A 25,027-nucleotide genomic window follows, 5' to 3' on the forward strand; every position below is an offset into this window, starting at 1 on the left:
CTTTAAGAGTTGCCGGCTTTCGCAGCCGCCGCGGCTAGCGCTTCGCCGTCCATACGATAGAAAAGCTTGTCGGGTATGGGCGACGCATTGAAGCCGTCATAAAAGGCCAGAACTTTCGGATTGTTGCGATCAGCTGTCCAGTCAACGCGCTTGTATCCACGTTCAAGGGCCAGCTTGGCAAGTGCCTGCATCAAGCTGGTTCCCGCTCCGCTGCTGCGATAAGCCTTTGACACAAAAAGCTCCTTGAGAAACAGGCCAGACTGCAAGCCGGGTCCGGGATAGACGGAGGAAAACGCTGCAAACCCAACCAGTTCATCGGTACCAGCGACGAGAATTTCTGTCCCGTCAGGCATATCGCGTAATCCCCGCAATATCTCCTCGCGAGGTGGGCAAAGTACCTCGTAATGCGCCTGCATCTCTTCAAACAGAGCCGCAAGCTGCAGATAATCCGACGGATTGGACAAACTGACCTTGATCAATCCCGCATTCCTTTCCATGCAAAGGCGGCTCTGATGCGCACCAGAACCGCCTCCCTTTGTCTCTCCAGCCTTACGCTTTATTCGCCTGCATTGATGGTTACCGGCGTCAGCTTGTTGGCCTTCAGACCGTATTTTTCCAAAAGCGCATCATAGGTACCATTCGCCTGCAGTTTTTCAAGCGCCACTTTGACCGCATCACGCAGTTGAGTCTCGCTTTTCAGGACAGGAATACCCGCCAGAGACTGGCTGAATGCCTCGCCCAGCGTAACGTAAGTGTCAGGTTCAAGTTTCTGGTTGTAGGGCAAGGTTTCATTGCCTTGCGCGGCGGCCTGCAGACGTTGGCTCTTGATCTGCGTGCGGGCATCAGCCGATCCCTCTGTGCCCATGACGGTGATCGCCGGCTTGCCCTTGGCGACACAGTTGGCCTCGCTCCAGGCGGTGATCTGCGCTGGCCAATCGGTTGAACGGCTGGCGCCTACCGACTTACCACAGAGATCTTCGACCGACTTGATTTCACCGGCCATGGTTTTGGACGTGTAAAACTGCGCGCCGGATTTCATGTAATCGACGAAATCAGCGGTTTCCTGACGGGCCTTCTTGTCACTCATACCGGCCATGGCAAGATCAACACGACCTGTTTGCAGGGACGGAAGCATCTGGGCAAAGGCAATTTCCTGCCACTCAACCTTTACACCGAGTTCCTTGCCGATGGCTTCGCCAAGCTCGATGTCAAAACCTTGCAACTCATTGGTGGCGGGGTCCTTGTAAGTAATCGGCGGATAGTTCGGCATGGTCGCGATAACCAGTTTCCCAGCATCTTTGATGCGGGCTGGAAGTTCCTGCGCGGTGGCGGAAAAGCTGAAAGCAAGCGCGCCGCCGAGAATTGCAAGCCGGGTTATGGTTTTCATTGTCTGGTTCCTCATATCTGTTCCCCTTTGGCCGGTTCTCCCGGCCTGTTCATCTGATCTTTGATCAGGACAAGACCGCTGCGATAAAGTCCTGAGTACGTTTTTCTTTCGGGCTCGTCAGCACTTCATGCGGTGTTCCCGTTTCGACAATACGGCCGCGATCCATGAACACGACCCGGTGTGCGACCTCACGGGCAAAACCAAGTTCGTGGGTGACAACGATCATGGTCATGCCGCTGGTGGCAAGATCACGCATGACGCTCAGCACTTCGCTGACCAGTTCGGGATCCAGCGCCGATGTCGGTTCGTCGAACAGCATCAGTTTGGGCTTCATGGCGAGCGCGCGTGCAATGGCAATCCGCTGTTGCTGACCGCCGGAAAGTTCACTCGGATAGGCGTCTTTCTTATCGGCAAGGCCAACGCGCTCAAGCAATATCATTGCTTCCGGGATGACGCTGCTTTTCGCGCGTTTCTGGACGATAACCGGCCCTTCGATGATATTCTCCAGAACGGTCATGTGAGCAAAGAGGTTGAACCTCTGGAACACCATGCCGCTTGCCAGACGCTGGCGCGAAATCTCAGCATCGGTCAATTCATAGAGCTTGTTGCCGTCCTGACGAAAACCGATGAGTTCATCATCAATCCAGATGGCGCCGGAATCAATCCGCTCCAGTTGATTGATGCAACGCAGGAGCGTGCTTTTGCCGGAACCGGAAGGACCGATAATGCACAGGACTTCACCGTGATTGATTTCAAGCGAGACCTTCTGCAACGCCTGAAATGGCCCAAAATACTTATTGACGTCTACCGCTGCGACCATGACTGACATGTTCAGGCTCCTTCCACTGCGGCGGGTTCGGTGCGTTTGCCGGTCCGGCGTCCGAGGCTCTTCGAATAATGCTTCTCAAGCAGATGCTGACCAATGGAGAGAACAGTAACAACGACGAGATACCAGATGGCCGAGACGATCAGCAATTCCATGACCCGGTTGTTGGCGTAATAAACAGCTTGGGCATTGCGCAGGATTTCCGCATATTGGATGACGCTGGCAACCGAAGTCAGCTTGACCATGCTGATAACTTCATTGCCCACAGGCGGGATGATTACACGCATGGCTTGCGGCAGCACGATGCGGCGCAGCATGGTAAGCCGCGTCATACCGATGACCTTTGCTGCTTCAATCTGACCATTATCGACGGAAAGGATACCGCCCCGCACGACCTCTGCCGTATAGGCGCCCTGATTGATACCGAGGCCCAAAAGCGTGGCCATGAACGGCGTCATGAAATCGACAGTGCGCATTTCGAAGAGGCCCGGAATGCCGAGCGTTGGGAAGATCAGAGCAAGGTTGAACCAGAGCAGCAATTGCAAGAGCAGCGGCGTGCCCCGGAAAAACCAGATGTAGAAAACAGCCACATATTTCAGCACCGGATTGGGTGACATGATCATGATGGCGAAGATAACGCCCAGCGCCAATCCGAGTGCCATCGCGCAGATTGTCATCAGGATGGTGTTCCAGAGACCCGCAAGGATAGCTGGCGCGGTGAAGAACTGGCCGACAACAGGCCAGGCTATCTGGCCTTGCGCAAAGGCTTTGACGATCAGCGCCAATGCCAGAATGATCAAGGCAGCGGCGAGCCAGCGGCCATAGTGGCGGCGCGGCTGATGCTTCAGATGCGCGATGGAATATTTGGCGGGCGGGATGGAAATCGTGTTTTCGATATTTGCCATTGTCCTCATCCTTTCAAGGCCGCTACAGGGCCCGAATAGGAGGATAGCCACTCCGTTTGCGATTCCAACACAGTTTTGAGCCGGGCAATCTGTTCACGCACGCGGTCAGGCGCCGTTCCGCCATAGCCCTTGCGGGCTTCCACCGCCGCTTGCGGCGACAGGCTTGATTTGATCGATGGCAGCAATCTGGCATCGACTGCGGCAAGATCATCATCACCCAAATCCTCAAGGCCGATATTCTTGTCCTCACAATAGCGCACCAAAGCGCCGGTGATTTCATGCGCCTCGGAAAATGGAACCCCGGTCTTTGCCAGCCAGTCGGCAACTTCGGTGGCCAAAGTAAAACCGTCAACCGACTGCTTACGCATGACATCGACATTGACCCGCATGGTGCGGATCAGCCCGGCCATGGCGGGTACAACCAGCGTCAGGGCGTCGATCGTATCGAAGGCAGCATGTTTGTCCTCGGCAAGATCGCGGTTATAGGCAAAGGGCAATCCTTTGAGCGCTACAAGCATGGTCGTCAGGCTGCCGATCAGCCGTGAAGCACGACCGCGCGTCAGTTCGGCAATATCGCAATTCTTCTTCTGCGGCATGATCGAGGAACCGGTGGCATAGCTGTCATCCATCTCGATCCAACGAAACTGCCGCGACGACCAGAGGAACAGTTCCTCGGCCAAGCGTGACAGATGCACGCCAAACATGGCGGTGACAAAAAGAAACTCGGCGACATGATCACGGCTGCCCACCGCATCGATGGAATTTTCGCAGGGCGCGTCATAGCCAAGTTCACGCGCTGAAAGCTCCGGTTGTACGGCGATGCTTGAGCCCGCCATGGCCGCTGCTCCCAGCGGCGAGCGCGCTGCGCGCTTGTCCCAGTCACGCAACCGATCCAGATCGCGGGTAAAGGTCTGCGCATGAGCAAGCAGTTGATGGGCAAAGCTAATGGGCTGCGCGGGCTGCAAATGAGTGAAGCCTGATGTGAGCGTTGCCACATGAGCCTCCGCTTGACCCACAAGTGCCTGCTGCAGGAGAAGAATATCCGAACCGATACCCCGCGCCATATCGCGCAGATAGAGCTTCAGATCATTGGCCGCCTGATCATTGCGCGAACGCCCGGCCCGCAGCTTTCCACCCAGAACCCCGATACGTTCACCGAGAACCCGTTCCAGAAATGTATGAATGTCTTCATCATCCGGCGTTGGCTCGATCTTGCCAGCGGCATAATCAGCGCCAATCCCCTTGATGGCAGCGAAAACCTTTTCGGCTTCGGCTTCCCTCAGAATCCCGGCACGCACCAATTCGCGTGCATGGGACAGCGAAGATGTCAGATCATACGGGACAAGGCGGAAATAGCTGCTCTCCGAACGGGAAAGCGCTGTCAGCTCGGGCGATGGACTCGTCCTGAAACGAGCCCCCCACAGACGGACGGACTGCTCGGTCATTTCTTTCATTCCCCTTTTTCTTGTTATCTGAAGCTTATGGTTGCGTTTTGGAGAGGACAAACGAAATGAATTCCCATATCTATTCCAAAATGGAATACCCTCTGTTGTAAAAACCGGTGAGGCAAAAACGATGGTATCCGGCCGGATATACCCATCTACACGTGGATTGCAGGTCATTGCGGCAATTGCCGAACATGGCAGCACCACGGCATGTGCCAAGGCGCTGAACATGACGCAGAGCGCCGTGAGTAAGCAATTGCTTGCATTGGAGGCACTGGCTGGCGTTCCACTTTTTGTCCGCACGCCGTACGGGCTTTCAACCACAGAGGCAGGCAGGATTTATGTGGCCGAAGCGCGGATTGCGCTGGGTGCCATGGAGAATGCGGCGCTACGGGTTGCGGCGCTGGGATCAGCGCCCAATGCGATCAAGCTACATATTCTGCCCATCATGGGCGACCGTTGGCTGATCCCGCGCTTTGCCAGCTTTGCTGAAGCGCGCCCCGACATTGATGTGGAACTGTCCACCTTCGCCAACAATGATCTGATCAATCAGGCGGATGCGGCCTTCCGGTTTGGAGAGGGCGATTGGCCTGATCAAGACAACCACTACCTGTTCGGCCGGGAAGTTGCGCTGGTGGGCGCCCCGCAGTTTGTCGCACGGCTCGGCGGTGTGACAAGACCCGGTGATATCAGCAAATTTCCGCTGCTCGACCACAAGTTCACACCGCTGCGCTGGGAAGAGTTTGCCGAGGCACATCACATTGCCGATTTCGCTCCGGAACGCATCACGCATTTTGGCTTTTATGCGCTGGTAATCCGCGCGGCGATTGCCGGACAGGGCCTTGCTTTGGTACCACGCGGTTTGATCGCCGATGAACTTGCCAGCGGCAAACTTGTCAATCCGCACGGCTTTGGTTTTGTCAGTCGCCATGCCTATTGGCTGACGTGCCCGCAGGACCGTCCGCAACGTCCTGCCATGCGCATATTCCTTGACTGGCTGCTCGAGGAAGTCAGCTCCATGCCCGCGAATATGCGTTGATCCAACCGTTCAAACCTTCGTGTTTTCGGGGCCTATTTCGTTCAAAAATATTTATTCAATTTGTCATGGAACCATACGGACTCCCGACGCATTTTTCCCGTTAGTCTGGCAATGCCCAACAGCATGCCATGCTCATCAGATACTCATGGAGGAAGTGATGAACGACAAGCGTTTTCCCATACCGGTTATGGTCAAACTGGGAGCTGCAGGTCAGTTGGCCATCAGCAGCGTCTGGGAAGCGATGGAATGCCTGCAGCGCTATTGGCCATCAAAAACAGGCCGAAGTTACCGCCGCGCGTTGCAAGCCTGTCTTGATGTTCTGGATGGTTGGAAACCTGCCCATAAGGCACGCCACGCCTTTGTCAGCGCTGCGCGTGATGCGGGGATCTTTCTTGACACAAGACTGCATCAGTAATCAGAAGCGAGCGGCGCTGAGACAATATATATCTCGCGCCGCTCGCATTTTATCATCAGCGAATATCCGCCCGCGCCCGCGGGCGTTTTTCATTCATTTCATGGCTGAAGACGGTAGGCGGCAGCGGAGCCAGCTTGCGAATGATATCCGCTCCCTTTTCCCCCATCATGATTGTCGGCGCATTGGTGTTGCACGAGGGAACGCGCGGCATCACGGAACTGTCGCAGACGCGTAAGCCGTCCAGCCCATGTACCTTCAAATCCAGACCAACAACCGCCATAGAGCCGGTTCCCATCTTGCAAGTGCCAACCGGGTGATGATCGGTCTTGGCATTGGCGCAACCATACGCGAACAATTCCTCGTCGGAGTTGTATTTCGGCCCCGGCAATCGTTCCGCCATGACGAATGGTTTCAGCGCTGCCTGACTCATGATCTCGCGGGCAAGCTTCAATCCTTCGATCGACATTTTCCGGTCGTGCGGATCGCTCCAGTAATTGGGATCGATCAGCGGCGCAGCCGTGGGATCAGAGGATTGCAGGCGCACAGTCCCACGTGAACGCGGGTGCAGATAAGCCGAGTTCAAGGTGACACCCGCATTTTTCAGCCGCTCGACACCCGCTTCAATGCCTGAACCCAGACCAAGGTGGAACTGAATATCCGGTGAGCGTGCATTGGCATCGGCATACCAGAAACCACCGGTTTCAAACAGGCTCGACGCCACAGGCCCAGACCGGAACATCACATATTGCAGACCAGCCCACAGGGTGCGGTGCAGCTTGGCAATCCCATCATAGGTGTGATCGCCGGTGCATTCGGAAATTACGAACAGATCCAGATGATCCTGCATGTTTTCGCCAACACCGGGCAGATTGTGTATGACGGGAACACCAATTTTGCGAAGATGATCCGATGGGCCAATCCCCGACTGCAGCAACAGTTTCGGCGAGCCAATCGCCCCGGAACTGACGAGTACTTCCCTCTCGGCACGAATGATCTCGCGGGCGTTGCCCTTGATCACCTCGACACCAACGGCCCGGCCGTTCTCAACCACAATCCGGGTGACCTGCGCGCCCATGCGCACGGTAAGGTTCCTGCGGTTCTTCACGGGAGCGAGATAGGCCATGGACGCTGATGAACGGCGGTGATCGCGCTGGGTCAGTTGATAAAACCCGACCCCCGCCTGCTGCCTGCCGTTGAAATCGTGGTTGTAGGGAATGCCAAGCTCCTGCCCCGCCCGGATATAGGCATCGCAGATTGGCAAGGTCGCGGCGGGCATGGAGACACCCAGCGGACCACCATAGGAATGATAATCATCAGCAAAGCGCTGATTGTCTTCCGCGCGTTTGAAATAGGGCAGCACGTCGCGATAGCTCCAACCAGAACAGCCATCTTCTGACGCCCACAAGTCGTAGTCGGTTGCATTACCACGCGTATAAAGCTGCGCATTGATGCTGGAACCGCCGCCGATGACCTTCGCCTGCGTGTAACGCAGGACACGGTTGTTCATGTGTTTCTGCGGGACGGTCGACCAGCCCCAGCTGGCAACCCCCTTGGTCATTTTGGCAAAGCCCGCGGGCATGTGGAACAGTGGGTTCCAGTCACTGCCACCAGCCTCAAGCAGCAGGACTTTTACATCGGCGTCCTCGCTCAGGCGATTGGCAAGGACACAGCCCGCAGGGCCAGCACCGGTGATGATATAGTCGTATGAAGACGATCTCTTCGAAAGGTTTTGCATAGTTTAGACACCCCCCTCTGTCCTGTCGGACATCTCCCCCACAAGGGGGGAGATCACATTGGCATCCACGCCTTTGCACAACAGGTAAGGTTTCAGATTGCGCAAAGACGATATTGTAGGCTGATCTCCCCTCTTGTAGGGGGTCCGAAGGACGGGCGAGACCCGTGGCTCGCCCCGGAGGGAGACAGGACAGAGGGGGGTTAAGGTCATTTTCAGCAACCTGCTAAAGCCTGTTAATGGAAAGAGCACCGTCAGCATTGATGATCGAGCCCGTGGCAAAACTGAAATCGCCGCTGGCAAGTGCAGCAACGATGCGACCAAGATCCTCCGGCTCGCCCCAGCGCTTCATCGGCACAAGACCGTCAGTAATACGCTTGTCATATTTGGCGGCAGCAACCGCCGTCATATCCGACCGGATGATACCGGGCCGCACGTCAAAAACACTGACCCCCGCATCTGCAAGCAGCACCGCCAGGCCCTGCGTAAACGAAGCAAGCGCCGCTTTGGTCATGCAGTAATCAAGGCGCTCGGGCGAGGTCATCTCAGCGGAAACCGAGGTAATGTTAACAATTGTGCGCGGCGTTCCGGTATCAGCCTGTTTGAGCAGGGCTTTCAATACGGTCTGCGTGAAGAACACTGTTCCCCGCACATTGATGTCAAAAATCGCATTATAATTTGCCGGATCAAGATCGAGGAAATCACCCCGCACTTTCGAACCGATCCCGGCATTGTTGACCAGGCAATCGATCCGGTCAAACGTCGTCATGATTGCGCTGACCGTTTGTTCGTGAGTGGAAAGCTCGGCCAGATCAGCCTCGATAAACTGTACCTTGGCACCAAGCGCCTCCAGCGCAGAAATAGCAGCCTCGTCCCGCACCAAATCGGTGAGTGCGAGATCAAAACCCTTGGCGGCCAGTGCCTTGGCAATTCCAAGCCCAATGCCGCGACGCGCACCGGTGATGATAGCAAGGGGTTTCGCCAAATGTGCTGGTTGTTGTGTCATCACGCAAGATCCTTCGCAATGATATGATCCGCGACGCGCAAGGCCTGTGCGGCGATCGTCAGCGCGGGATTGACCGCAGCAGATGTCGGTAGGAATGCTGCATCAACGACGAACAGATTGGGATGATCGAAGGCGCGGCAATAAACATCGAGAGGTGCGTGCGCCGGGTCGCTTCCCATCCGAACAGTGCCACATTGATGCGAGGGCGTCTTGCGATCAAAAGCCTTGGAGAGAACCAGCGGAAATCCGGCGGCGCGCAAGACGGATTTGATCTGCGCGACCAGTTTCTGATGCGCAGGCCAGTTGCTGCGCACCCATTGCAGAATGATCCTGTCGCCATCGACGCGAACGCGACTTTCGGGCTTCGGCACATCCTCGCTCATGGCAAGAAAATCCACCGTATGATTACAGAACTGATTGAGCAGCCATTCAGGAACAAGTTTGAGGTCCGATTTCAGCACAGGCCCGCTGATGCGCCCGAGCAACTGAACATTGCCAAGCGGCGCACCGCCCTGCCCGTCGGACAGGTAAAAATCGTTGAAGCCAAAGGTTTTTTGATAGATCGAATCGTTGCGAAAGCGCGGATCAAACCCGATCACTGCCGACAGATTATGATTCATGAAATTTCGGCCAACCTGATCAGACCGGTTGGCAAGGCCAGCCGGATTATTACTGTTGGCAGAGCGCAAGAGAAGTACCGCCGACTGAACCGCCCCGGCAGAGAGGATCACCAGTTTCGGTTTGATGACAGTGGTCTTGCCGTCCCTCACGTAATGTACGCCGACAATCGATTTCCCATCGGTCGCCGTCTCCAGGCGCGTCACTCGCGAATTGGTTTGCAGGCGGATGTTGCCATGCTGCAAAGCTTCGGCAAGGGCGGTGGTTTCCGCATCCATCTTGCCGTTGAAACTGTTTGGATGCGCATCCCAAGGCGTCTTGCCATGCGACATCCATTTATCGATATCAACGCCGAGTGGCAGCGAAAACGGATGGACGCCTGCGCCATGCAATCGCTTGCGCAAGGCAGCAATCGGCTCCTCGTCGGGCACGGGTGGAAAGCCATAGGGTGTGGAATGATGTGGTTCCGTCGGGTCTTCGCCTGAGGTTCCGCGCACCTGATAGAGCGCTTCCGCCTTGCCGTACCAGGGCTCCAGCTCTTCATAGGCAAAGGGCCAGGCAGGCGACACACCTTCCAGATGTTGCATCTCGGCAAAATCCTCGGCGCGGTAGCGTGTCAGCACGGCACCATAGAACTTCGAATTGCCGCCTACGTTGTAGTAATTGCCGGGGTTGAACGCCTTACCATCAGCATCATACCAGCTTTCATCGGGGCGAAAGAAACCACGCTGGAAGATCGCCCGCGGATCGCGGTTCTCAGGGCGATCGGGCAGATGATCCCCGGCCTCCAAAATCAGGATTTGCGCTCCTGAACTGGCCAGACCGGCGGCAATAGTCGACCCGCCAATCCCCGAACCGATGATAACAATATCGGGTGATTGGCTTTGTGGCGATGCAACGTTCATGGCATGGTGATCGTCAGGCGCCGATGCGCAGTTGCGATTGCGGATCGAAGAACACGGCCTTGTCGAGATTGAATGCCAGCTGCGTCTTCTGCCCCGGCAGGATGTGAGCGTCGGCACGCAACCGTGCGACCACTTCTTTGCTGCCAAGTCTTGTCACCGCAAACGTATCGGAACCAGCAGGTTCAACCACGTCGATCAGGCATTCGCCTTCCACGAGCGAGATAGCATTACGATCCGCACCATCCGGATCGGTCAAGGCTTCCGGACGAATGCCGAAAATAACGTCCTTACCGGAATGGCCGACCAGCGCGCTGTTGGTTTTCTTGATCGGCAACCGCAGCGGCGATGAATCGGGGCGGTCGAGCACAACACTCAAATCCGACGCATTGCCTTCGATCTTTGCCTTGAGCAGGTTCATCGCGGGTGATCCCATGAAATCGGCAACAAACAGGTTGGTCGGGTTGTTGTAAATCTCAGCCGGGGTGCCGAACTGCTGCAAGATACCGTCCTTGAGCACGGCGATTTTGGTCGCGAGCGTCATGGCCTCGATCTGATCATGGGTCACATAGACAATAGTCGTTTTCATGCGCTGATGCAGGCGCTTGATTTCCGTGCGCATATCCACACGCAACTTGGCATCGAGATTGGACAAAGGTTCGTCGAACAGGAACACCTGAGGGTTGCGCACAAGGGCGCGCCCCATGGCAACACGCTGGCGCTGACCGCCGGAAAGCTGGCTTGGCTTGCGGTCGAGCAGATGGCCGATTTGCAGCATGTCAGCGACCTGCTTGATGGCCTTTTCGCGCTCGTCTTTTGGTACGCCGCGAATTTCCATGCCGAAGGCGATGTTTCCGCCAACAGTCATGTTGGGATAGAGCGCGTAGGACTGGAACACCATGGCGATATCACGCTTGGATGGATGCAATCCGCTTATTGATTTTCCCTTGATGGAAATATCGCCGGAACTGATCGGCTCCAACCCAGCAATGGTGTTGAGCAAAGTGGACTTGCCGCAGCCGGAAGGTCCGACGAGAACGAGAAAACCGCCTTCATCGATCTCAATATTGATGTCCTTCAAAATCGGGACATTGCCATAGGATTTATGCAGGTTCTTGATCTGTAGAAATGACATTTGATTATCCCTTCACGGCGCCGGACATAAGTCCACGGACGAAGTAGCGCCCGGAAACGATGTAGACGATAAGAGTTGGCAGTGCGGCGAGGATCGCGCCGGCGAAATGCACGTTATATTCCTTCACGCCTGTCGATGAGTTCACAAGATTGTTGAGCGCAACCGTCATTGGCGTGCTGCTGAATCCTGAGAAAGACGCACCGAAGAGAAAGTCGTTCCAGATATTGGTGAACTGCCAGATGACAGATACAACAATGATCGGCCCCGATGAGGGAAGAAGAATACGCCAGAAAATCTGGAAGAAGCTCGCACCGTCAATCTGTGCAGCGCGAACGAGTTCGGTCGGGAACGCTTCATAGTAGTTGCGGAAATAGAGCGTGGTGAAGCCAAGGCCATAGATCACATGGACAAATATCAGGCCTTGAATAGTGCCCGCCATACCAAGCATGCCGAGTACCCGCGCCATCGGAATAAGAACGATCTGGAACGGAATGAAACAACCAAGCAGCAACATGCCGAACATGACGTTCGAGCCGCGAAATTTCCATTTGGTCAGGACATAACCATTCAACGCACCCATAACGGTTGAAATGGCAACGGCTGGAATGACCATGATAATCGAATTGAAGAAATAGGGTTTCAATCCGGTTGGCTGCACGCCAATCTGCGCCGTCGACCATGCGGCCAACCATGGCTCGATGGTCCATTCATGCGGTGGTGACAGCATCCCACCCTGACGTATCTCATCAAGGGTTTTCAGCGAATTCACCACCATAACGTAGAGTGGCAGCAGGTAGTAAAAGGCAAAGACCAGCAGCGCAATATAGATCAGGACGCGGGTCAGCTTGCCGCTGGAAATCGCATTATCGGGGCTCTGGGCGCTCATTTGGTGCCTCCCCTTACTTCGGAATAGAGATAGGGAATGATGATCGCGAAAATCGTGATCAGCATGATGATGGCCGAGGACGCACCGATGCCCATGGAATTGCGCGTGAATGTATAGGAATACATAAATGTCGCGGGCAATTCAGTTGCCTGTCCGGGGCCGCCGCCTGTCAATGCGATCACAAGATCATAGGCCTTGATGGCGAGGTGGGCGAGAACAACGAAGGCAGACAGAAACACCGGGCGCATCAGCGGAATGATAATACGGCGATAGATCATCGTGGTGGACGCCCCGTCGATCTGGGCCGCCTTGATGATCTCGTTATCGACGCCGCGCAGACCCGCAAGGAACATCGCCATGACAAAACCTGAGGATTGCCAGACGGCGGCAATCACCACCGTATAGATCGCCATCTTGGAATCCTTGATCCAGTTGAAGGCGAAGCTGGTCCAGCCCCATTGGTGCATGGTGTTTTCGAGGCCGATACCCGGATCGAGAAACCATTTCCATGCAACGCCGGTCACGATGAATGAAAGCGCCATGGGGTAGAGGTAGATCGGGCGCAGGAAGCCTTCAATGCGAATCTTCTGATCCAGCAGAATGGCAAGGCCTAGACCGATAACCGTGCAGATAATGATATAGAGCGAGGCAAAAATACCCAGATTGCTAATGGCACGCCACCAATGCGGCAGAGCCCACAGCTTGCGGTAGTTCTCCAGTCCGACAAAACCAAATGACGGCAGCATCTTGCTGTCGGTGAACGACAGGACGCCCGTATAAATGATAAAGCCATAGACGAAGATCAGGACAATCAGAAAGCTTGGTGCCAACACCAGTTTGGGTATCAAGTCCTGTATGCGGCTGCGGGTATCCATAGCCTCACCCCTTCAACTTTTTAAATTCTTGTCATTGCCGTGCATATTCACGGGAAACCTGTCCGGGGCGGTAACACCCCGGACAGAATGGGAGCGCTTACTTGGCAGCGTCCACGGCGGAAACGAGTTCCTTGACAGCCGCGTCGGATGTCAATTCACCGTTGAATTCGCGGGTAACAACGTCATAGATCGCGTTCTTGATGGCTGCAGGAACAGCATAACCATGGGCCATGGAACCATAGAGTGTTCCGGCCTTGTTGGCTTCAGCCAGATCCTTGATTGCCTTCTTGCCGCAAGCATCAAAAGCCGCATCGGAAACGTCGGTACGAGCCGGAGCCGAACCCTTCACAACGTTGAAAGCTGACTGGAATGTCGGGCTTTCAATGGATGATGCCATAACGAGCTGCGACTTGTGTTCTGCTTCGCTCTTCTTGAAGAACAGGAACTGGTCGGAGTTGAAGGTTACAGAACCCTGAGTGCCCGGGAAGCGCATGCAAACGAAATCCTTGCCTGGCTCCTTCTTGGCCTTGACGAATTCGCCCTTGGCCCAGTCACCCATGAACTGCACGCCAGCCTTGCCTTCGATAACCATGGTGGAAGCAAGGTTCCAGTCGCGGCCGGAGAAATTGTCATCCACATAGGAACGCAGCTTGGTCATGCGGTCGAAAGCTTCCTTCATCTTCGCGCCGCCCAAAGCCTTGGGGTCGAGATCGATGAAAGCCGCCTTGTAGAAGTCATTGCCGAGCGAGAGCACAACCGCATCAAAAATGGTTGCGTCCTGCCATGGCTGACCGCCGTGGGCGATCGGTGTGATGCCCTGCTTCTTGAAATTATCGAGAAGAGCAATCAGTTCGTCCCAGTTCTTGGGTTCCTTGCCGCCAGCCTTGTCGAGAGCCGCCTTGTTGATCCACATCCAGTTGGTGGAGTGAACGTTGACAGGTGCAGCAATCCAATGACCGTCATATTTCGAGAAATTCTGCAACGCGCCAGGAATGACGTCAGCCCACTTTTCCTTCGTTGCAACGTCATCAAGGTTGGCAAGAACGCCCTGCTTTGCCCAGTCGGTGATGTCGAAGCCGAGTGCCTGTACGGCTGTCGGAGGATTGCCACCGGTTACACGAGCACGCAGAACGGTCATGGCTTCCGTACCGCCACCGCCGGCCACAGGCATATCCGACCAGGTGATGCCCTTCTTTTCCAGATCCTTTTTCAGGACTTCCAGCGCTGTCGCTTCACCGCCGGATGTCCACCAATGCAGAACTTCGACGTTTTCAGCGGCGCGGGCCATTGTTGCCGTGCCGAGCAGCATGGCTGTCGCGGCAACCGTATTCATCAGCTTGTTCATTTCATTCCTCCCAAGGAAAAAAGATAAAACTTCCCACTACCCTAGACTGCAGATATCCCTCAGCCTGATGCATTCATACAATAAGCGGAACGGCGAATACAATCGATTTAATTCGACGCCCAAAGTAAAGTCCGACGTCCCATATGCATGTTCAGAGTCTTGGTCTCCGTATAATCCTCAACCGCATGACGTCCCAATTCGCGACCCAATCCCGACTGACGATAACCGCCGAACGGCAGTTCCGAAGCGCCATCCATAAACGTATTCATCCAGATGGTTCCGGCACGCACCCGGCGGCCAACGGTGAGACATGTATCGAAGTCGCGACTCCACACACCTGCCGACAGGCCGTAATCGATGGAGTTGGCAATCCGGATCGCGTCTTCCATGGTTTCAAATGTTAGCACGGAAAGCACAGGACCAAACACTTCTTCACGGGCAACAGCCATGTCGGGTTGCACGGCGGACAAAATGGTCGGGCTCATATACTGACCCAGCCCCAGATCAAGCGGCGTGCCACCATGGGAAATGGCAGCACCAGCGGACGCAGCATTGCGCACATACGTATCGATCTTGGTCAAATGCTCCGGTGTGATGATCGCGCCGACCTTGGTTAGCGGATCAAGCGGGTCACCAACCCTAACCTTGGCCGAGAGGGCCGCAACACGTTGCGTCACTTCATCGGCAATATCGCGGTGAACGATCAGGCGCGAACCGGCATTGCAGCATTCACCCGCGTTGAAATAAGCACCGAAAACAGCCGCATCGATGAAATCATCCAGATTGGCATCCGGAAAAACGATCTGCGGGTTCTTGCCGCCCAGTTCCAGCGAGACTTTCTTCAAGGTCTGGGCCGCATTGGCCATTGTCAGTTTGCCAATAAGGGTCGAACCGGTGAAGGAAACCATGTCGACATCCGGATGGGTGGTCATCGGCGCGCCGACTTCTGCACCGGTTCCGGCGAGGATATTGACGACACCAGCGGGAACACCAGCCTCCATCAGGATTTCACCGAGAACCAGAGTGGAGCCCGATGTCAGCTCGGACGGTTTGACAACGGCGGTACAGCCGGCAGCCAAGGCAAAAGGCAGCTTCTGGCTGACGATCAGGAATGGGAAATTCCACGGGGTAATAATGGATATGACGCCGATTGCCTCGCGCAAGACGACACCGAGTGTGCCATCGCCCAACGTATTGTAGCTTTCGCCATGCAGATCGCGGCCAAGTGCGGCAGCATAACGCCAGATATCGACGGCACCACCGAGTTCGCCTTTGGCCTGTGAAATTGGTTTGCCGGATTCGATGCAATCGAGATAGGCCAGTTCGTCAGAACGCGCTGCAATCAGGTCTGCCGCTTTCAACAGGATATTCGAGCGTTCGGCACCGGTCATGCGCGACCATGGGCCATTATCGAAGGCATTGCGCGCAGCGCGGATTGCCCGCTCCGCGTCGGCCTTTGTGCCTGCCTGATAGCGCGAGACAACAACACCATGGCCGGGACTCTTGCGTTCAATCACGCCGCCTTCCGCGCCATTGGTCCATTTGCCATCGATCAGCATCTGGAATTCGCGGACTTTGAAATTGTCGAGCGCTTGTGGCCGCATCAGAACCGTCATTACCATTCTCCCTTGAACACGGGCTCGCGCTTTTCGGCAAAGGCCGAAACACCTTCTTTCAGGTCCGCTGTTTTTGCGACGAGGATCGAGCCAAGAGCTTCAACCGCCGTGCCATTGTCTTCGCCGTTTGCCGACGCAATCATCAATTTTGCCACTTCCACAGCGGCAGGTCCGCGCTTGGCGATCCGTTCCGCATAGGCCTGCGCTGCAGTGACCGCTGCTCCGGTTTCCACCACATGATCCACGATCCCAAGGGCAGCGGCTTCGGTAGCACTGAAAATCTCACCCCCCAGCGCCATGCGCCTGATCACCTGCGCACCGAACCGGCGAACAAGGCGCTGTGTTCCTGACCAGCCCGGCACCATGCCCAAACCGGTTTCCGGAAGGCCGATACGAATATGAGTCTCGGCAATACGGATATCGGCAGCGGCAGCAAGCTCCAGCCCGCCACCCAGTGCATGGCCATTGAGGGCAGCAATCAGCGGCACGCGCAATGTCGCCAAACGTTCGAATACACGGTGCCCGAAACGCACCCAGGCATGGCCGAATTCATTCGGGGTCATGGCAGCCCAGGCCTTGATATCGCCACCCGCCGAGAAGGCTTTGCCAGCGCCGGTTAGAATGGCCACACGAATATCGGCATTGGCTTCCAGCTCATCGCAGACAGCCGAAAGCTCTTTCAGCATGCCTATATCAAATGCATTGAGTTTTTCCGGACGCGACACGGTGATCGTCGCAACAGGCCCATCGAAACTGACAGTAATGCGAGGCTCAGCCATGGAGCGTCCTTTCCGGTTTCTGCGGCAGCTTCAAACCGAAAGGGCCTTCGGCAAAAAGTTCTGCTGCCATCAACTTCAGGTCACGGGCAACGATGAGCGGGAATTCCGATTGGTCGAGGATTTGGGTCTGAAGGTCGACGCCCGGTGCAATCTCCGTGAGGATAATACCTTCAGGACGCAGAACCATCACGCAGCGCTCAGTCACATAGGTGATATCCTGCCCCTGCTCAACGGCGCGGCGGCCGGAGAATGTGACGTGCTCCACTTCATTGACCAGCTTCTTCAGCTTGCCCTCCTTCTCGATGACAAGCTTGCCATCGGCCACATGAACCTTGGCACCCGCATTGAACATGCCGGAGAAGACGATCTTGCGAGCGCGGGCGGTGATATCGACAAACCCACCTGCGCCTGCGGTGACATGCGGGCGGAAGCTGAGTTTTGAAACGTTCACCGAACCTGTTTTGTCGATCTCGAGGAAGGACAGCAGCGATGCGTCAAAACCCGCACCCTGAAAATAAGTGAACTGGTGCGGAGACGGCACAAAGGCTTCCGCGTTGGAGGCACAGCCAAAGGCAAAATCCAGCAACGGAATACCGCCGACCGGCCCCTGCTCGATCACCCATGTCACGGCGCCATGCAATCCTTCTTCAAGCAGGATGCGCGGTACATTAGCCGAGATGCCAAAGCCGAGATTGACGGCGCTGCCTGCCTCCAGCTCTGTTGCCACACGGCGGGCGATGACCTTCTGGATATTGAAATCCGGCAAAGCAAAATCCTCCAGAGGATGGAAGATTTCGCCTGATATAGCCGGGTCATAGACCGTCTGTGTCGTCTGCTTCTGATCGGGATCAACAACCACATAATCAACAAGGATACCGGGCACGCGGACATCATGCGGTTTCAGCGAGCCGCTCTTGGTGATGCGTTTGACCTGCGCAATGACGATGCCGCCATTGTTGCGCACAGCCAGCGCTTGATCGAAGCCGCCGAGATAGGCACCTTCGTGTTCATAAGTCAGGTTGCCGCGTTCATCCGCCGTCGTCGCACGGATGATGGCGACTTGCGGGATAACGGGTTTGAAGAACAGCCATTCCTCGCCCTCGAATTCGATCTTGCGGACAACAGGCTCCCTTGCGGCTGACGCGTTCATCGCGCAGCCCTGACGATCCGGATCGACGAATGTATCAAGCCCGACTTTGGTCAACACACCCGGCCGTTTGGCCGCCGCCTCGCGGTGCATGTCGAACAGGATACCCGATGGAATATTGTAGGCAGCGACTTCGTCATTGCCGATCATCTGCCAGATCAGCGGCGGTTCAGCCGTTGATGGACCTGAAGGGTAGGAACCACCTAGAATACGTTTCAGCAGCCCTTTTTTTGCGATGTAATCGATACCCTTGATCCCGCTCATATCACCAGCTGCGATAGGGTGCAGCGTCGTCAGATCACGCGGATGTCCTGTCGCATCAAACCGCGCGCCGATGGCTTTCAGCATCAGATCGGGACAGCCAAGACCGCTCGACGAGGAGACCGAGACGATCGCCGCATCAGGGATGAGGTTTGCGGCCTCTTCAGGGGTTATGTGCTTGCTCATTCTGGAATGTCGTTCTCTTAAAGACCTGAGTTGATTTTCTGGACGGTGCCTGTGCTGGCCGCCTCCACCACTGCGAGACCGGTGGCCAACGACCAAACGCCATCTTCACCTGTTGCGGGTGGCTGCCCCTTGCCGAGGATGGCCGCATGAAATTTCGCAATACCTGTCTCATAGAGGTTCTTGTGATTGAGCTTTAGCTCAGTCTCACCATCAGCATTGCGCAGGGTGACTGTGCCAACTGGCTTCTGGCTCATGACGTTGCGACCAACAAGGGAACCTTCAGTACCATGCACCTCAAACCCCGTTTCCGCGTATTTGGTGGTAAAACCATCATGGAACTGCGCAATGAGACCCGATTTGAAACGCATGACGCCCATGACACCATCAGCGAGGCCAGCCTTGCCAAGACCGCCCTGCTGGGAGGCAGCGACAACTTCCGCGGGATCATCGCCCAGCACATAGCGCAGCGTATCCGTGTCGTGCACGGTGATATCAAGGATCACACCGCCACCAGCTTCCGGCTTGTCGAGCCGCCAGCCCTGCAGATGCGGCGGAAGATACACGGCGTGAAAGACCCGGGCGGCCAGCGGCTTGCCGATCTTGCCCACAGCGATTGCATCGCGCATGGCCGTATGGCTCGCGGCATTGCGCAGGTGATGGTTTGTGCCCAGCACAACGCCCGCCGCGCGGCAGGCGTCAACCATCGCCTTCGCATCGCCAAGGCTCATCGCCAGCGGCTTTTCGCATAGCACATGCTTTCCGGCAGCGGCAGCGGCGAGCACCTGATCCTTGTGCAGTTCATTTGTCGTCGAGATATAAACGGCATCGACATCCTGATCATTGACCAGTGCATCGACGGAGGTAACAGATTTGGCAATGCCATGATCGGCAGCATATTTTTGACCACGCTCAGAACTGGTGCTCATCACGGAGACGATTTCGCCGCCCTCGGCGCGGATCGCATCGATAACCCACTCATGCGCAATCGTGCTTGCTCCGATCAAACCCCAACGTGTCATGCCATTTTCTCCAGATGATTGTTCTTCACCGGCGCACCGCAACTCTGCCGCACCACAAGACGCACCGATGTCACCAGTGATTCCTGTTCGCTTCCACCCGCATTGATCTGCTTGAGCAAAAGCTGCGCGGCGCGCTGCCCCATGCCCTGCGGGTCGACCGAAACCGTTGTCAGAGCCGGGACAGCAGTCTTTGCCTCGATCACATCGTCAAAACCGATGACGCCGAACCCCTTGCCGGGCTCAATGCCAACCGACCGCAAACCGTCGCAGACACCGAAGGCCACGGCATCGTTCAGGCACAGCGCAGCCGTTGCCCTATCGGCAACGAGCATCATGCGCTCCACAGCCGCAACACCGCCAGCACGGGATGGTGCAGAATGAATGATGAGCGCCTCATCAACAGCAAGACCTGCCTCCTGCAAGGCATCGCGGTAGCCGCGAAGCCGCTCGGCAAAAACCGCTGTATCAAGAAAGCCGCCCATGAAGCCGATACGGCTATGCCCGAGCGAAATCAGATGACGCACAGCTGCCTTGGCGCCCGTATAATTATCGGACAGTAGCGTTGAGACTTTGGCGCCGGGCAGATTGCGAACGACGATCACGACGGGAATGCCGCTATCAATCAATGGCTTGAGGTCGGCAGCCTCCGTACCGCGTGCCGGCGACAGGATCAATCCGGCAATACCGTTTTCGCGCATGGATGCGATGACTTCGCGCTGACGGTCGACGCTTTCACCACTATGGGCGAGAAATTGCACATAGCCTGCGGATTGGACAACCATATCCATCCCCACAGCAAGCTCAGCGAAGAAACTGTTGGTGAGGTCATTGACCACGATGCCGACGATTTTTGAGCGTGACTGCCGCAGATTGGCGGCACCGCGGTTGTAGACATAACCCAGATCGGCAATGACACTATTGACCTTTTCGCGGGTCTTTTCATTGACCAATGGGCTGCCTTGCAGAACCAGCGACACGGTGGATTTCGACACGCCAGCGGCGTGCGCAATATCCACAACGGTTGTCCGGCTTCGGTTCACTGGCATCCTCCACAATCAGAATATCGATATAATTGGAACGTTCCAAATTTGTCAAGCAAGAATACTAAGAGATATAATCGCGCCAAACAGCGCATTTTTCGTGGGTAATAGTGCATTCTCCAATGATACCACGTGAAGTACGTACAATTTCAACGAAAATAGCCGTCCAATCGGCCGATTTTTCCTACTTGTTTTTTGGAACGTTCCAAATTACAAAGCTCATCGTGTTGAATGGGAGCGATATGATGACCCTTGTTCTGGACCTGCCCACTGCAGATGGTAAGCTTTCAGCCTATCGCCTTTCAGGTGAGCCCACCGCCCGGCCAGCCTCCCCACCAGTCTTCAATCGTATCGCCTATGCAGCCGCCCATGTGGTATCCGATCCGCTAAAGGACAGGACACCATGGGGCTCTCCGGCCATAGATTGGGATGCGACCATGGCGTTTCGCCACCATCTCTGGTCCCTCGGATTCAAGATCGCCGAAGCGATGGACACAGCCCAGCGTGGCATGGGGCTGGACTGGGCTGGCGCGCAGGAACTGATACGTCGTTCGCTTACCGAAGCACACAGTGTTTCGGGTGCCGATCTTGCTTGTGGTGCTGGAACCGATCAACTGCTACCCGAAAATACCAGCACCCTTGGGGATGTTATTTCTGCTTATGAAACGCAGATCGGTTTTGTTGAAGCGCATGGTGGCCGCGCTGTCATGATGGCAAGCAGGGCTCTCGCCAAAGTGGCAAAATCCGGGGACGATTACCGAAACGTCTATGGCGAAATCCTGCGCCAGACACAGAATAAGGTCGTGCTGCATTGGCTCGGCGATATGTTTGACGCACGGCTTTCGGGTTATTGGGGCTCCCATGCCTTTGAGGAAGCGCTGGAAACGGTGCTCGCCATAATCACCGACAACAAAGACAAGGTTGAGGGCATCAAGATTTCCCTGCTCGACAACGAAAGAGAGATTGCTTTACGCAAGCGTCTGCCCGAGGGCGTTCTGTGTTTCACTGGCGATGATTTCAACTATGCGGAACTGATTGAGGGGGACGGCGGGAAATATAGCCATGCTCTGCTTGGCATTTTCGATGCAGTCGCGCCGCAGGCATCCAAAGCATTGGCTCATTTGGCCGATGGACAAACTCAAGTGTTCCGCGATGTGATCGAGCCCACCGTGCCACTGTCGCGCAAAATCTTCGAAGCACCCACCCAATATTACAAGGCGGGTGTGGTTTTCCTTGCTTGGCTCAACGGTCACCAGAACCATTTCACCATGCCCGCAGGCATGCAGTCAGCGCGCGGTATCATGCATTACGCTGATATTTTCCGGCTGGCTGATCAGGCCAATGTTCTGGACAGTCCAGAGCTTGCGACAGGCCGTATGAAGAGCTTGCTGCAAATCTACGGACTTTAAGTTTTCGGAACACTTGATCGAAAAAGCCTGCCGGGCGATTGTCTGCGCCGACTCATCCGATCAGGCAGGATTTCCCATGAAGCTTCTTTATCAGACGCACTCGCCCTATGCGCGTAAAGTGCTGGTTGCCATTCATGAGATCGGCCTCGCGGATAGTGTTGAGGTGATCCACCATGAAACCAGCCCGACCCGGCGCAATGAAGGCGTCTATGCGCTCAACCCATTGGGCAAGGTCCCGGTGCTCATTGACAATGACGGTCTTGCGCTCTTTGACTCAGTCGTTATCGCTGATTATCTCAGCACGCTGCCCGGTGGAAACGCACTCATCCCCGCAACAGGCAAAGCGCGCTGGGATACTTTGCGGCTGCAGGCAGCGGCGCAGGGTATTGCCGATTCCGGGATTGTGGTGCGATGGGAGACCGAGCGGCGGCCGGAACCCGTACGCTGGGCAACCATGCGCGATGCTCAACTGCAAAAAATTATCGCGGCCTGCGACTTTGCCGAAAAGGAAGCAGCGCTTGAGGGTCTGCCGCTTATTGGTGAGATCGCGTTGGCAACGACTTTGAACTGGGTCGAATTCCGCGGCATTTATCCGTTCATCGAAAAACGTCCACGCCTTGCCGCATGGTATGCGGAATTCTGCCAGCGACCATCCATGCAGGCGACATCTTTCTCCGGCGAAACCCACGACTGATAGAAAAGCGGTCAGCCACCAAGAAAGGAAGCAAGCTTGTTCAACGTGGAACGGCACCCGGTTTCGTTGTCTTCGGGCCGGATACCCCGCGGAATATCGTTACACGCTATGGTAATCTGCGAGCCACCGTCCGTCGGCTCCATCGTCGTTGTCATCAGCATTTCGCCCGCATAGGCCGGATCATCCGATTCAAACCGGACCGCCCATACGATCTTGCTGGCAGGTACCAGAGCCACAAAGCGGACGTCAAAAGTATCAATATTGTCCAACGTCTTGCCCCGTGGCAGACCCTCATCCTCGGGGTAAACGAGTGACATACGTAGAGACCCGCCTTCGCGCCCATCAAAATCATGGACAATGCCATGCATGGAGCCGGGCGGAAGCCATACGGCAAGGGCGTCAGGGTCTGTGAAAGCACCGTAAACGGCCTCACAGGACGCCTTCATTGCCTTGGATACAACTGTGCTCGAAGTATCGCTCATGTCCCCATCATAGCCGATTGGCGGTAAAATTCCAATCTGGCTCTATCGATGCGGTTGCTCAAAGAAAAAGGGGATGGCGCGCGAGCACCATCCCCTTTTTCATCGGATAGCAAAGCTTACTTGTTCCAGCTCTTGACCAGCTCATCATAATTGATGGTCTGGGGCTTTTCCTTTTCATTGGCGATCTTCAGCTGAGGTGCCAGATGACCGTTCTTGACGGCATCGGCATTCCAGTAGGCAAGATCATGCTCTTCGGCCAGTTTCGGACCGATATCGCCCTGCACGCCCGACTTTTCGATGCGGCCCATGACCTTTTCCTGCTCGGCGCAGAGAGAGTCCATGGCGGCCTGCGCCGTCTTGGCACCGGATGATGCATCGCCAACAGCCTGCCACCAGAGCTGTGCCAGCTTCGGATAATCAGGAACATTGGTACCCGTGGGTGACCACTGAACACGGGCTGGCGAGCGATAGAACTCGATCAGACCGCCGAGCTGCGGCGCACGCTTGGTGAAGCTCTTGTCCTTGATGGTCGATTCACGAATGAAGGTGAGGCCGATCTGGCTCTTCTTCACGTCAACCGTCTTCGAAGTGACGAACTGTGCGTAGAGCCAGGCGGCCTTGGCACGGTCTGTTGGTGTCGACTTCATCAGGGTCCATGAACCCACGTCCTGATAGCCGAGCTTCATGCCGTCTTTCCAGTAGACGCCATGTGGTGAAGGAGCCATGCGCCATTTCGGCGTGCCGTCGTCGTTCATGACAGGCAGACCCGGCTTGACCATGTCGGCGGTGAAAGCGGTGTACCAGAAAATCTGCTGCGCGACATTGCCCTGCGCCGGTACGGGACCGGATTCAGAGAAGGTCATGCCCTGTGCTTCCGGCGGTGCATAGGCCTTCAACCAGTCGAGATATTTCTGGATTGAGTAAACCGCTGCTGGTCCGTTGGTATCGCCGCCACGGGCCACGCAGGAACCGACTGGCTGGGACTTCTCGTTGACCTTGATGCCCCATTCATCCACAGGCAGACCGTTTGGCAGGCCCTTATCGCCATTGCCGGCCATGGAGAGCCAAGCATCAGTAAAGCGCCAGCCGAGTGACGGGTCTTTTTTGCCATAGTCCATATGGCCGTAGACCTTTTTGCCGCCCACATCGCGACCAGTGAAGAACTCGGCAATATCCTCGTAGGCAGACCAGTTGACCGGAACACCGAGTTCGTAGCCATACTTAGCCTTGAAGTCGGCCTTATTCTTCGCATCGTTGAACCAGTCGTAGCGGAACCAGTAAAGGTTGGCGAACTGCTGGTCGGGAAGCTGGTAGAGCTTCTTGTCCGGCGCTGTTGTGAATTTGGTGCCAATGAAGTCATCGATGTCGAGACCGGGATTGGTCACGTCCTTACCTTCGCCCGCCATGAAATCGGTCAGGTTGCGGACCTGCTGATAGCGCCAGTGGGTGCCGATCAGATCGCTATCGTTGACCCAGCCGTCATAAAGGTTCTGGCCGGTCTGCATCTGCGTCTGGATCTTTTCAACAACGTCACCTTCCTGAATCACGTCATGCGTGACCTTGATGCCGGTGATGGCAGTGAATGCCGGTGCAAGCACCTGCGATTCATACTGGTGCGTGGTTAGCGATTCCGAGACGACCTTGATTTCCATGCCTGCAAAAGGCTTGGCAGCGTCGATGAACCACTGCATTTCCTTTTCCTGACCAGCGCGGTCAAGCGTGGAAACATCGCCAATTTCCTTGTCGAGGAATTTCTTGGCGTCATCGATCCCGGCATAGGCAGAGCCTGCACCGAGCAACAGCGCCAGTGCTGTTGTTGTCGTTAGTATTCGCGTTCGCATTGAAGTCCTCCCAGAGTTGCGATTGCCGGAACAACCG

General features: G+C 55.8%; 23 protein-coding genes. 4 read left to right on the forward strand and 19 right to left on the reverse strand.

What is annotated here, in order from left to right; translation table 11 throughout:
• Positions 1-2 precede the first annotated feature (2 nt).
• From AB4Y96_RS13820 to argH, 5 genes are all read right to left on the reverse strand, one after another.
• Positions 3-479: a GNAT family N-acetyltransferase gene (locus AB4Y96_RS13820; RefSeq protein ID WP_441918078.1), complete on the reverse strand. Its 477-nt coding sequence runs from the start codon at positions 477-479 to the stop codon at positions 3-5.
• Between the two features lie 77 nt (positions 480-556).
• The gene (locus AB4Y96_RS13825) at positions 557-1,387 is read right to left on the reverse strand and encodes a transporter substrate-binding domain-containing protein (protein WP_441918079.1); all 831 of its coding nucleotides are present in this window, start codon (positions 1,385-1,387) and stop codon (positions 557-559) included.
• Positions 1,388-1,451: 64 nt separating this feature from the next.
• The gene (locus AB4Y96_RS13830) at positions 1,452-2,216 is read right to left on the reverse strand and encodes an amino acid ABC transporter ATP-binding protein (RefSeq protein WP_091879044.1); all 765 of its coding nucleotides are present in this window, start codon (positions 2,214-2,216) and stop codon (positions 1,452-1,454) included.
• Between the two features lie 2 nt (positions 2,217-2,218).
• Entirely contained in the window at positions 2,219-3,118 is a 900-nt protein-coding gene (locus tag AB4Y96_RS13835) for an amino acid ABC transporter permease (RefSeq protein ID WP_091879045.1), read from the reverse strand.
• Positions 3,119-3,123: 5 nt separating this feature from the next.
• Complete coding sequence (argH, locus tag AB4Y96_RS13840; RefSeq protein WP_441918082.1) at positions 3,124-4,563, reverse strand: argininosuccinate lyase; 1,440 nt, start codon at positions 4,561-4,563, stop codon at positions 3,124-3,126.
• Between the two features lie 130 nt (positions 4,564-4,693).
• Between argH and AB4Y96_RS13845 the strand changes: the two genes are divergently transcribed.
• Together AB4Y96_RS13845 and AB4Y96_RS13850 are read left to right on the forward strand one after the other, a co-directional pair.
• Positions 4,694-5,602 carry a LysR substrate-binding domain-containing protein gene (locus AB4Y96_RS13845; protein WP_441918083.1) on the forward strand — a complete coding sequence of 303 codons (909 nt, stop codon included), beginning with the start codon at positions 4,694-4,696 and terminating at the stop codon, positions 5,600-5,602.
• A gap of 157 nt (positions 5,603-5,759) precedes the next feature.
• Positions 5,760-6,017 carry a DUF982 domain-containing protein gene (locus AB4Y96_RS13850; protein WP_091879048.1) on the forward strand — a complete coding sequence of 86 codons (258 nt, stop codon included), beginning with the start codon at positions 5,760-5,762 and terminating at the stop codon, positions 6,015-6,017.
• 55 nt (positions 6,018-6,072) lie between these two features.
• Here AB4Y96_RS13850 and AB4Y96_RS13855 read toward each other — a convergent pair whose 3' ends face one another.
• The 12 genes from AB4Y96_RS13855 to AB4Y96_RS13910 form a co-directional block, all read right to left on the reverse strand.
• Positions 6,073-7,752: a GMC family oxidoreductase gene (locus AB4Y96_RS13855; RefSeq protein ID WP_441918085.1), complete on the reverse strand. Its 1,680-nt coding sequence runs from the start codon at positions 7,750-7,752 to the stop codon at positions 6,073-6,075.
• 223 nt (positions 7,753-7,975) lie between these two features.
• Positions 7,976-8,755, reverse strand: coding sequence for a 3-ketoacyl-ACP reductase (locus tag AB4Y96_RS13860; RefSeq protein ID WP_441918087.1), 780 nt, complete (start codon positions 8,753-8,755; stop codon positions 7,976-7,978).
• The gene (locus AB4Y96_RS13865; RefSeq protein ID WP_441918089.1) at positions 8,755-10,278 is read right to left on the reverse strand and encodes a GMC oxidoreductase; all 1,524 of its coding nucleotides are present in this window, start codon (positions 10,276-10,278) and stop codon (positions 8,755-8,757) included. Before AB4Y96_RS13865 ends, AB4Y96_RS13860 begins: the two co-directional genes overlap by 1 nt.
• A gap of 13 nt (positions 10,279-10,291) precedes the next feature.
• Positions 10,292-11,410 (reverse strand): ABC transporter ATP-binding protein, encoded by a 1,119-nt coding sequence (locus AB4Y96_RS13870; protein ID WP_441918091.1) that lies wholly within the window; start codon positions 11,408-11,410, stop codon positions 10,292-10,294.
• Positions 11,411-11,414: 4 nt separating this feature from the next.
• Positions 11,415-12,296: a carbohydrate ABC transporter permease gene (locus tag AB4Y96_RS13875; RefSeq protein ID WP_441918093.1), complete on the reverse strand. Its 882-nt coding sequence runs from the start codon at positions 12,294-12,296 to the stop codon at positions 11,415-11,417.
• A complete protein-coding gene (locus AB4Y96_RS13880) occupies positions 12,293-13,171 on the reverse strand; it encodes a carbohydrate ABC transporter permease (protein WP_441918095.1) in 879 nt (292 codons plus the stop codon). Before AB4Y96_RS13880 ends, AB4Y96_RS13875 begins: the two co-directional genes overlap by 4 nt.
• Positions 13,172-13,268: 97 nt before the next feature.
• The gene (locus AB4Y96_RS13885) at positions 13,269-14,516 is read right to left on the reverse strand and encodes an ABC transporter substrate-binding protein (protein ID WP_091879059.1); all 1,248 of its coding nucleotides are present in this window, start codon (positions 14,514-14,516) and stop codon (positions 13,269-13,271) included.
• 107 nt (positions 14,517-14,623) lie between these two features.
• Positions 14,624-16,132, reverse strand: coding sequence for an aldehyde dehydrogenase family protein (locus AB4Y96_RS13890; protein WP_441918097.1), 1,509 nt, complete (start codon positions 16,130-16,132; stop codon positions 14,624-14,626).
• On the reverse strand, positions 16,132-16,911 hold the full coding sequence (locus tag AB4Y96_RS13895) for an enoyl-CoA hydratase/isomerase family protein (protein ID WP_441918098.1): 780 nt from the start codon (positions 16,909-16,911) through the stop codon (positions 16,132-16,134). Before AB4Y96_RS13895 ends, AB4Y96_RS13890 begins: the two co-directional genes overlap by 1 nt.
• Positions 16,904-18,505: an acyl CoA:acetate/3-ketoacid CoA transferase gene (locus AB4Y96_RS13900; protein ID WP_441918099.1), complete on the reverse strand. Its 1,602-nt coding sequence runs from the start codon at positions 18,503-18,505 to the stop codon at positions 16,904-16,906. Before AB4Y96_RS13900 ends, AB4Y96_RS13895 begins: the two co-directional genes overlap by 8 nt.
• Positions 18,506-18,522: 17 nt before the next feature.
• Complete coding sequence (locus AB4Y96_RS13905; protein WP_441918101.1) at positions 18,523-19,524, reverse strand: Gfo/Idh/MocA family protein; 1,002 nt, start codon at positions 19,522-19,524, stop codon at positions 18,523-18,525.
• Positions 19,521-20,564 carry a LacI family DNA-binding transcriptional regulator gene (locus AB4Y96_RS13910; protein ID WP_441918103.1) on the reverse strand — a complete coding sequence of 348 codons (1,044 nt, stop codon included), beginning with the start codon at positions 20,562-20,564 and terminating at the stop codon, positions 19,521-19,523. Before AB4Y96_RS13910 ends, AB4Y96_RS13905 begins: the two co-directional genes overlap by 4 nt.
• Positions 20,565-20,809: 245 nt before the next feature.
• On the opposite strand from AB4Y96_RS13910, the gene AB4Y96_RS13915 reads away from it, so the two are divergent.
• Complete coding sequence (locus AB4Y96_RS13915) at positions 20,810-21,973, forward strand: dihydrodipicolinate synthase family protein (protein WP_441918149.1); 1,164 nt, start codon at positions 20,810-20,812, stop codon at positions 21,971-21,973.
• Positions 21,974-22,049: 76 nt separating this feature from the next.
• Positions 22,050-22,667, forward strand: coding sequence for a glutathione S-transferase family protein (locus tag AB4Y96_RS13920; RefSeq protein WP_441918105.1), 618 nt, complete (start codon positions 22,050-22,052; stop codon positions 22,665-22,667).
• Positions 22,668-22,678: 11 nt separating this feature from the next.
• On the opposite strand, the gene AB4Y96_RS13925 is transcribed toward AB4Y96_RS13920, so the two are convergent.
• Both AB4Y96_RS13925 and AB4Y96_RS13930 read right to left on the reverse strand, forming a co-directional pair.
• On the reverse strand, positions 22,679-23,149 hold the full coding sequence (locus tag AB4Y96_RS13925; RefSeq protein ID WP_091879069.1) for an SRPBCC domain-containing protein: 471 nt from the start codon (positions 23,147-23,149) through the stop codon (positions 22,679-22,681).
• A gap of 116 nt (positions 23,150-23,265) precedes the next feature.
• Positions 23,266-24,990 carry an ABC transporter substrate-binding protein gene (locus AB4Y96_RS13930; protein WP_441918107.1) on the reverse strand — a complete coding sequence of 575 codons (1,725 nt, stop codon included), beginning with the start codon at positions 24,988-24,990 and terminating at the stop codon, positions 23,266-23,268.
• Positions 24,991-25,027: the final 37 nt, after the last annotated feature.

The organism is Phyllobacterium sp. TAF24 (assembly GCF_052113785.1).
Taxonomy (GTDB): Bacteria; Pseudomonadota; Alphaproteobacteria; order Rhizobiales; family Rhizobiaceae; genus Phyllobacterium.

Coding starts and splice junctions, on each gene's coding strand:
- AB4Y96_RS13825 (WP_441918079.1), bottom strand. CDS start 1,387: ATGAAAACCATAACCCGGCTTGCAATTCTCGGCGGCGCGCTTGCTTTC.
- AB4Y96_RS13830 (WP_091879044.1), bottom strand. CDS start 2,216: ATGTCAGTCATGGTCGCAGCGGTAGACGTCAATAAGTATTTTGGGCCA.
- AB4Y96_RS13835 (WP_091879045.1), bottom strand. CDS start 3,118: ATGGCAAATATCGAAAACACGATTTCCATCCCGCCCGCCAAATATTCC.
- argH (WP_441918082.1), bottom strand. CDS start 4,563: ATGACCGAGCAGTCCGTCCGTCTGTGGGGGGCTCGTTTCAGGACGAGT.
- AB4Y96_RS13845 (WP_441918083.1), top strand. CDS start 4,694: ATGGTATCCGGCCGGATATACCCATCTACACGTGGATTGCAGGTCATT.
- AB4Y96_RS13850 (WP_091879048.1), top strand. CDS start 5,760: ATGAACGACAAGCGTTTTCCCATACCGGTTATGGTCAAACTGGGAGCT.
- AB4Y96_RS13855 (WP_441918085.1), bottom strand. CDS start 7,752: ATGCAAAACCTTTCGAAGAGATCGTCTTCATACGACTATATCATCACC.
- AB4Y96_RS13860 (WP_441918087.1), bottom strand. CDS start 8,755: ATGACACAACAACCAGCACATTTGGCGAAACCCCTTGCTATCATCACC.
- AB4Y96_RS13865 (WP_441918089.1), bottom strand. CDS start 10,278: ATGAACGTTGCATCGCCACAAAGCCAATCACCCGATATTGTTATCATC.
- AB4Y96_RS13870 (WP_441918091.1), bottom strand. CDS start 11,410: ATGTCATTTCTACAGATCAAGAACCTGCATAAATCCTATGGCAATGTC.
- AB4Y96_RS13875 (WP_441918093.1), bottom strand. CDS start 12,296: ATGAGCGCCCAGAGCCCCGATAATGCGATTTCCAGCGGCAAGCTGACC.
- AB4Y96_RS13880 (WP_441918095.1), bottom strand. CDS start 13,171: ATGGATACCCGCAGCCGCATACAGGACTTGATACCCAAACTGGTGTTG.
- AB4Y96_RS13885 (WP_091879059.1), bottom strand. CDS start 14,516: ATGAACAAGCTGATGAATACGGTTGCCGCGACAGCCATGCTGCTCGGC.
- AB4Y96_RS13890 (WP_441918097.1), bottom strand. CDS start 16,132: ATGACGGTTCTGATGCGGCCACAAGCGCTCGACAATTTCAAAGTCCGC.
- AB4Y96_RS13895 (WP_441918098.1), bottom strand. CDS start 16,911: ATGGCTGAGCCTCGCATTACTGTCAGTTTCGATGGGCCTGTTGCGACG.
- AB4Y96_RS13900 (WP_441918099.1), bottom strand. CDS start 18,505: ATGAGCAAGCACATAACCCCTGAAGAGGCCGCAAACCTCATCCCTGAT.
- AB4Y96_RS13905 (WP_441918101.1), bottom strand. CDS start 19,524: ATGACACGTTGGGGTTTGATCGGAGCAAGCACGATTGCGCATGAGTGG.
- AB4Y96_RS13915 (WP_441918149.1), top strand. CDS start 20,810: ATGACCCTTGTTCTGGACCTGCCCACTGCAGATGGTAAGCTTTCAGCC.
- AB4Y96_RS13920 (WP_441918105.1), top strand. CDS start 22,050: ATGAAGCTTCTTTATCAGACGCACTCGCCCTATGCGCGTAAAGTGCTG.
- AB4Y96_RS13925 (WP_091879069.1), bottom strand. CDS start 23,149: ATGAGCGATACTTCGAGCACAGTTGTATCCAAGGCAATGAAGGCGTCC.
- AB4Y96_RS13930 (WP_441918107.1), bottom strand. CDS start 24,990: ATGCGAACGCGAATACTAACGACAACAACAGCACTGGCGCTGTTGCTC.